Source organism: Luteitalea sp., from assembly GCF_022842525.1.
Classification (GTDB): Bacteria; Acidobacteriota; Vicinamibacteria; order Vicinamibacterales; family Vicinamibacteraceae; genus Luteitalea.
In genome coordinates this window covers 1-7,854 of record NZ_JALHPM010000242.1, presented here as the reverse complement: position 1 = coordinate 7,854, position 7,854 = coordinate 1, and the positions used below count along the sequence as shown (strand labels likewise).

The window sequence follows — 7,854 nt, the reverse complement described above, 5'->3', positions numbered from 1 at the left end:
CGCGGGGCGCCGGGGACACCTTCCGATGATCGTCCACGACACGCTCCCCAATGGCGTCCGGCTCGTCACCGAGACGATGCCGCACGTCCGGTCGGTCAGTCTCGGCGTCTGGCTGGCGCGGGGATCGCGCCACGAGGAACCAGCGCAGGGCGGCATCGCGCACTTCATCGAGCACATGCTCTTCAAGGGCACCGAGCGACGCAGTGCGCAGGAGATCGCGCAGCAGTTCGACTCGATGGGCGGCAACCTCGACGCCTTCACGTCGAAGGAGTACGCCGGCTACTACATCAAGGTGATGGACGAGCACCTGCCGCGGGCCTTCGACATCCTGTCGGACCTGGTGCTGCATCCGGCGTTCCCGGCCGACGAGATCGAGCGCGAGAAGAAGGTCATCCTCGAAGAGATCAAGATGGTCGAGGACACGCCTGACGACCTCGTCCACGAGCTCTTCACCGAGCAGTACTGGGCCGACCACCCGCTCGGTCGCCCCATCCTCGGCACGCCCGAGACGGTCAGCCGCTTCACGCGCGACGCCCTGCAGGCCTACTTCCGCAGTGCCTATGTCGGGCGCAACCTGATCGTCTCGGCGGCCGGCAACTTCGAGCATGCCGCGCTGCGCGGCATGGTCGAGGAGGCCTTCGGCGGGGTCGCCGATGCCGGTGCGGACTGGCAGGAAGAGCCACCGGCCGCGCGCCCACCGCACATCGAGCGCATCAAGGACCTCGAACAGAGCCACATCGTCATCGGCACGCCCGGCTACCCGCAGGCCCACGGCGATCGCTATCCCGCGTACCTGTTGAACGTCATCCTCGGCGGGTCGATGAGCTCGCGGCTGTTCCAGACCATCCGCGAGCAGCGTGGGCTGGCCTACGCGGTCTTCAGCGGCGTCTCCTCGTACCGCGATACGGGCATGCTGTCGGTCTATGCCGGCTGCGCGGCCGAGAGCGTGCCCGAGGTGGTCGATCTCGTCGGTCAGGAACTGCGGACGATGCGCACCGATCCGGTCAGCGACGAGGAACTGCGTCGCGCCAAGGACCACCTGAAGGGCAGCCTGATGCTCGGCCTCGAGAGCACCTCGAGCCGCATGACGCACCTGGCCCGGCAGGAGATGTACTTCGGTCGGCACATCACGCTCGACGAGATCATTGCCGGCATCGAGAACACGACCACCGCTGACGTGCAGCGGGTGGCCGGCGAACTGTTCACGCAGGACACCGTCGGGGTGACGGTGCTGGGGCCGGCCGGACCGGCCGCCCTCGATTTCTCGGGACTGGCGAAGGCCTGACCCTCGCCTCCGTGGCGGCACGGGAGCCGCCTGACCACAGATGATTCGACGCTACGCACAGCCGGCCATGTCCGCCATCTGGGCCGAGCAACGCCGTTTCGAGACCTGGCTCGCGGTGGAACTCGCGGCCACCGACACCATGGCCGAGGCCGGCGTCGTGCCCGCCGACGCCGCGCGCGAACTGCGCGACAAGGCCGGATTCGACATCGCCCGCATCGACGAGATCGAGCAGACGACCCAGCACGACGTCATCGCGTTCACGACGGCCGTCGCCGAGCGGGTCGGCCCGGCGGCGCGCTGGCTCCACTTCGGCCTGACGTCGTCGGACGTCGTCGATACGGCGCTGGCGCTGCAGATGCGCGAGGCGTGCGACCTGATCCTCGAGGATCTCGACGCGCTGGCCGCGGCCATCAAGGTGCGCGCGTTCGAGCACAAGCGGATGCCGATGATGGGCCGCACGCACGGCGTGCACGCCGAGCCCATGACCTTCGGCCTCAAGCTGGCGCTGTGGTACGCCGAGGTGCAGCGGGACATCGTCCGCGTACGTCGGGCGCGCGAGGTCGTCAGCGTCGGCAAGATCTCGGGCGCGGTCGGCACCTTCGCGCACCTGCCGCCGGAGATCGAAGCCGGCGTCTGTCAGCGTCTCGGGCTGACGCCGGCGCCCATCGCGACGCAGGTCATCTCGCGCGATCGCCATGCCGAACTCATGACCACGCTGGCCATCACCGCCGCGTCGCTCGAGAAGTTCGCCCTCGAGATTCGCGGCCTGCAGAAGACCGAACTCGGGGAAGTCGAGGAGCCGTTCGCCAAGGGCCAGAAGGGCTCCTCGGCCATGCCGCACAAGCGCAACCCCGTCGGCTGCGAGCAGGTGTGTGGCCTGGCCCGAATCGTCCGGGCCAACGCCGTGGCGGCCCTCGAGAACGTCGCGTTGTGGCACGAGCGCGACATCTCGCATTCCTCGGTCGAGCGCGTCATCCTGCCCGACAGCTTCCTGGCACTCGACCACATGATTCGCCGCTTCACGCGCATCGTGGCCGGCATGGTCGCCTACCCGGAGCGGATGCTCGAGAACATCGGGCGCTCGCGCGGCGTGGTGTTCTCCGGACAGGTGCTGCTCGAACTCGCCCGTCGCGGCGTGTCCCGCGAACAGGCCTACCTCTGGGTGCAGCGCAATGCGATGCGGTCGTTCCACGAGCAGCGCGACTTCCGCGAACTGCTGCTGGCCGACACCGACATCATGGGCGTGCTGACCCGCGACGAGATCGACCGCACGTTCAGCCTCGACGAGCAGTTGCGGCACGTCGACACGCTGTTTGCCCGCGTCTTCGGTCAGGCGCCCTGAGCCCTGAGCCCTGAGCCTCACGCCCTTTCAGCCCTGAGCCCCGAGCCCTATGCCCCTTTTCACCGTCCGCGTCTTCGTCACCCTCAAGCCCTCCGTGTTCGATCCCCAAGGCCGCACCATCGTCGAGTCGCTGCACAGCCTCGGCTATGCGGGCGTGGCGCACGTGCGCCAGGGCAAGTACTTCGAGGTGCAGGTGGAGGCCGCCGACGCCTCGGCCGCCGAGGCGCTCGTGCGCGACGTCTCCGGGACGCTGCTGGCCAACCCGGTCATCGAGAGCTTCCGGCTCGAGTCGCCGGCCCCGGTCGCCTGAAGGAGCGGATGCGATGAAATTCGCCGTAGTGGTGTTTCCGGGGTCCAACTGCGACCATGACGCCTATCACGCCGTGAAGCACGTGCTCGGTCAGCCGGCCGAGTTCCTGTGGCACAAGGACACGTCGCTGCAGGGGGCCGACGTGGTCATCCTGCCCGGCGGGTTCTCGTATGGCGACTATCTGCGCACCGGCGCGATCGCCCGTTTTTCGCCGGTCATGCAGGCCGTCTCCGCCTTCGCTGCGCAGGGCGGGCCGGTGCTGGGCATCTGCAACGGGTTCCAGATCCTGTGCGAGGCGGGCCTGCTCGATGGCGCGCTGATCCGCAATCAGCAGGTGCAGTTCCGCTGTGCGCACGTCGATGTCCGTGTCGAACAGGTCGACACCCCGTTCACGGCCGCCTGCACGACGGGCCAGGTCCTGCACCTGCCGATCGCACACGGCGAAGGGCAGTACTTCGCCGAGCCGGACGTGCTCGCGCGTCTCGAGGCGAACCGCCAGGTCATCTTCCGGTACGCCACGGCGGCTGGTGAGATCACCCCCGAAGCCAACGCCAACGGCTCGCTCAACAACATCGCCGGCGTGTGCAATGCCGGACGCAACGTCGTCGGCCTCATGCCGCATCCCGAGCGCGCCTGCGAGAAGGTCCTCGGCAGCGACGACGGGCTGGTGCTGTTCGAATCGGTGTTGCGCCGGCTGACGGCCGGCGTCGCCTAGGTCCGTTCGTCTCGCTGGAGCACGCGATGGAACAGAAGAACCCGATGGTCATCGCCTACCTGCTGTTCGCGTCGGCGGCCCTGTTCGCCGTGCTGGCGGTGCTGGCCCTGACCGGGGTCGTCGACCTCGGCATCGAGCCCGAGCAGCTGGCCCTCGCGTTCGGCCTCGTCGTCGTCGCCGATCTGGTCATCGCCACCTTCGTCATGCTCCGCATCGCCCGCCGCTGAGGCGGTCGCCGTCCGTTTTCGCTCGACAGAACCCGATGCCCATCACGCCAGACGTCCTCGCCCGTCACGGTCTCAAGGAAGACGAATACGCCCGCATCCTGGGCATCCTCGGCCGCGAGCCGAACATGACCGAACTCGGCATGTTCTCGGTGATGTGGTCCGAGCACTGCAGCTACAAGAGCTCGCGCATCCATCTCAAGACCCTGCCCACGCAGGGGCCGCGCGTGCTGCAGGGGCCCGGCGAGAACGCGGGCGCCGTCGACATCGGTGACGGGCTCGCCGCCGTCTTCAAGATCGAGAGCCACAACCATCCGTCGTTCATCGAGCCCTACCAGGGCGCGGCGACGGGCGTCGGTGGCATCATCCGCGACATCTTCACGATGGGCGCGCGTCCGATTGCGCTGCTCGACTCGCTGCGCTTCGGCGAGCTCGGCAAGCCCGGCACGAAGCGCGTGGTCACCGGCGTGGTCGCCGGCATCGCCGGCTACGGCAACAGCATCGGGATCCCGACCGTCGGTGGAGAGGCCTTCTTCGATGCCTGCTACGCCGGCAACCCGCTCGTGAACGTGTTCTGTCTCGGGATCGCCCCGGCCGACGGCATCGTCAAGGGTAAGGCGGAAGGGACCGGCAACGCCGTGTACTACGTCGGCGCCAGCACGGGTCGCGACGGCATCCACGGCGCCACGATGGCCTCGGCCGAGTTCGACGATGCGTCGGCGGAGAAGCGACCGGCCGTGCAGGTGGGCGACCCGTTCATGGAGAAGCTGCTGCTCGAGGCGTGTCTCGAGGTGCTCAAGACCGGCGCGCTGATCGGCCTGCAGGACATGGGGGCCGCGGGGCTCTCGTGCGCGACGTCGGAGATGAGTGCGCGCGGGCACGTCGGCATGGACGTCGAAGTCACGAAGGTGCCACAGCGCGAGACCGGGATGACGCCGTACGAGATCATGCTGTCGGAATCGCAGGAGCGCATGCTCTTCGTGGTCCACGCCGGTCGTGAGGCCGACGTCGAGCGGATCTTCGAGAAGTGGGACCTGCACGCCGTCTGCATCGGCCACGTCACCGACGATGGCTTGGTCCGGGTGCGCGAGCACGGCGTGGTGGTGGCCGAGGTGCCGGCCCGCGCGCTGGCCGACGAAGCGCCGCTCTACGACCGGCCCAGCCAGCGCCCGGCGTGGCTGGACGAGATCCAGAAGCTCGACCCCACGCATTTCAAGGCGTTTCCCGCCACCGCCGACGTCCTCACCAGCCTCCTCGCGTCGCCGACGATCGCCAGCAAGCAGTGGATCTACCGGCAGTACGACCACATGGTGCGCACCAACACGCTCTGTCTGGCGGGGCGCGGCACACCGGTCGTCCGCGTCAAGGGGACCAACCGGGCGCTGGCGATGTCGGTCGATGGCAACGGGCGCTACGGCCAGACCGACCCGAAGCGTGGCGCGATGCTCGCCGTCGCCGAGGCGGCCCGCAACGTCGCGCTGGCCGGTGGCATCCCGATCGGGGCCACCAACAACCTGAACTTCGGGAACCCCGAGAAGCCCGAGATCATGTGGCAGTTCGTCGAAGCCGTGGCCGGCATCGGCGAGGCCTGCCGGGCCTTCGCGGTACCGATCACGGGCGGCAACGTCAGCCTCTACAACGAGACCGACGGCAAGGCGATCTACCCGACGCCGGTGCTGGGCATCGTCGGGCTGGTGGAGGATGCGTCGAAGGTGATCGGCCAGGCGTTCCCCTCCGACGGTCTGAAGATCGTGCTGCTCGGCGAGACGCGGGCAGAACTCGGGGCCACGGAGTACCTGCATCGGATCCATGGCGAAGTCCGCGGCATGCCGCCGGCCATCGAACTCGGGCACGAGCGGGCCCTGCAGGCGCTGCTGCCGCAGCTCATCGGGGCAGGACTCGTGGCGTCGGCGCACGACTGCTCGGAAGGCGGCCTCGCGGTGGCGTTGGCCGAGTGCACCTTCGGGCAGCCCGGCGTCGGCGCGACCGTCGATGTCCGTGGCGTGACCGGGCCCGCCGGCGTGCCGGTGGCTCACGCCACGCTGTTCAGTGAATCGGCGGGCCGTGTGTTGCTGGCGGTCTCGCCCGAGCACCTGACGACGGTGCTGGACCAGGCCGCGACCGCCGGGGTGGTGGCCGGAGTGATCGGAACGACGGGCGGGACCACGCTGAGGATCGCGGTCGACGGCGAACCGGTCGTCGTGGCGACGGTCAGCGAATTGCAGACGGTCTGGGCCAGCGCACTCGAAGACGCCCTGGCGGCACCCGTGCGCGGCTAGACACGTGGGTAGGGCCGGCTCTCCGAGCCGGGGCGGGGCAGTGGGAGGGCCGGCTCACCGAGCCGGGGCGGGGCAGTGGGTAGGGCCGGCTCTCCGAGCCGGCCGTCAGCGTCAGCGCAGACGGAGGTCAGGTGGACGAGCTCAAGGAAGAATGCGGCGTCTTTGGCATCTTCGGACATTCCGAAGCGGCCAACCTGACGTACCTGGGGCTGTACGCCCTGCAGCATCGCGGACAGGAGAGCGCCGGGATCGCGGCGGCCGACGGACATCACGTCACGGTGGCCCGCGGCATGGGATACGTGGCCGACATCTTCGACGACCGCACGTTGTCGAGCCTCACCGGTCAGAGCGCGATCGGCCACACGCGGTACTCGACGGCGGGCGAGAGCCGGCTGGCCAACGCCCAACCGTTCCTGATCGACTGCGTCCACGGCCAGATGTCGATCTGCCACAACGGCAACATCGTCAACGCCGGAGAGATTCGCCGCGACCTCGTGTCGAAGGGCTCCATCTTCCAGACCAGCAGCGACACGGAAGTGGTGCTGCACCTCTTCGCGCGGTCGAAGGCCATCTCGCAGGAGCTGGCTGCCATCGAATCGCTGGCGCAGGTGCAGGGGGCCTACTCCATCCTGATGATGTCGCCCGACCGCCTCATCGCGGCGCGCGACCCGCACGGCTTCCGGCCGCTGGCCCTCGGCCGCCTCGGCGACGCGTGGATTGCCTGCTCCGAGACCTGTGCCCTCGACCTGATCGGCGCGACGTACGTCCGTGACGTCGAGCCCGGCGAAGTCGTGGTCATCACGGCCGCCGGTCTCGTTTCGCACAAGCCCTTCCCGCCGGCGGCCAAGTCGCACTGTGTCTTCGAGCACGTATACTTCGCCCGTCCCGACAGCTACGTGTTCGGTCGCAGCGTCAACGAGGCGCGCACGGCCATGGGGCGCCGCCTGGCCGAGGAGTCGATGGTCGAGGCCGACGTGGTCGTGCCCATTCCCGACTCCGGCGTCTGCGCCGCCATCGGCTTCTCCGAGATGTCGGGCATTCCGATGCGCATGGGGCTCATCCGCAACCACTACGTCGGGCGGACGTTCATCCAGCCGCAGCAATCCATCCGGCACTTCGGCGTGCGCGTCAAGTTGAACCCGGTGCGCAGCATCCTCGAGGGGCGACGCGTCGTCCTCATCGACGACTCCATCGTTCGCGGCACCACCAGCCGCAAGATCGTCAGGATGGTGAAGGCCGCTGGCGCGCGCGAGGTCCACATGCGCATCAGCTGCCCGCCGACGATCTCGCCGTGCTTCTATGGCGTGGACACCCCCCGCCGCTCGGAGCTGATCGCCGCGACGCACACCCTCGAGGAGATTCGCACCTATCTCGATGCCGACTCGCTGGCGTACCTCAGCCTCGACGGCATGCTCCGCGCGGTGACCCCGGACACGTCCCACTACTGCACGTCCTGCTACACCGGGACGTACCCGATCGAGTTCCCGAAGGACCAGGACGCCTACCTGCAGCTCGCGCTGAAGCTCGACAAGCCCAGTCTGATGCTGGAGGAGCAGGTCTGACGTGACCGTACCGCCGTCGTGCCGCGTCGTGCTGGCCGCTGCGATGGTCGTGGCCCTCGGGGGCGCGCCTGCCCGTGCGCAGGCCCCTGCCCGACCGGCCCGCCCTGCCAGTCAGGCGCCACCGTCGCCGACAGCGG

The 7,854-nt window shown here is 68.8% G+C and carries 7 protein-coding genes; all 7 read left to right on the top strand.

All coding sequences use genetic code 11. From position 1 onward, the window contains the following. Positions 1-1,285 (top strand): pitrilysin family protein (locus Q0C41_RS28025; protein ID WP_291989721.1); only part of this gene is annotated, 1,285 nt, incomplete at its 5' end. 40 nt (positions 1,286-1,325) lie between these two features. After that, positions 1,326-2,627 carry an adenylosuccinate lyase gene (gene purB, locus Q0C41_RS28020; protein ID WP_291989719.1) on the top strand — a complete coding sequence of 434 codons (1,302 nt, stop codon included), beginning with the start codon at positions 1,326-1,328 and terminating at the stop codon, positions 2,625-2,627. 49 nt (positions 2,628-2,676) lie between these two features. Further along, positions 2,677-2,937, top strand: a complete 261-nt coding sequence (purS, locus tag Q0C41_RS28015; protein WP_291989717.1) for a phosphoribosylformylglycinamidine synthase subunit PurS — start codon at positions 2,677-2,679, stop codon at positions 2,935-2,937. 13 nt (positions 2,938-2,950) lie between these two features. Then, entirely contained in the window at positions 2,951-3,652 is a 702-nt protein-coding gene (gene purQ, locus Q0C41_RS28010) for a phosphoribosylformylglycinamidine synthase subunit PurQ (protein ID WP_291989715.1), read from the top strand. A 26-nt stretch (positions 3,653-3,678) separates the two neighbouring features. Then, entirely contained in the window at positions 3,679-3,879 is a 201-nt protein-coding gene (locus Q0C41_RS28005; RefSeq protein ID WP_291989713.1) for a hypothetical protein, read from the top strand. 35 nt (positions 3,880-3,914) lie between these two features. After that, a complete protein-coding gene (gene purL / locus Q0C41_RS28000) occupies positions 3,915-6,155 on the top strand; it encodes a phosphoribosylformylglycinamidine synthase subunit PurL (protein WP_291989711.1) in 2,241 nt (746 codons plus the stop codon). Between the two features lie 131 nt (positions 6,156-6,286). After that, entirely contained in the window at positions 6,287-7,717 is a 1,431-nt protein-coding gene (purF, locus tag Q0C41_RS27995; protein WP_291989710.1) for an amidophosphoribosyltransferase, read from the top strand. Positions 7,718-7,854 lie beyond the last annotated feature (137 nt).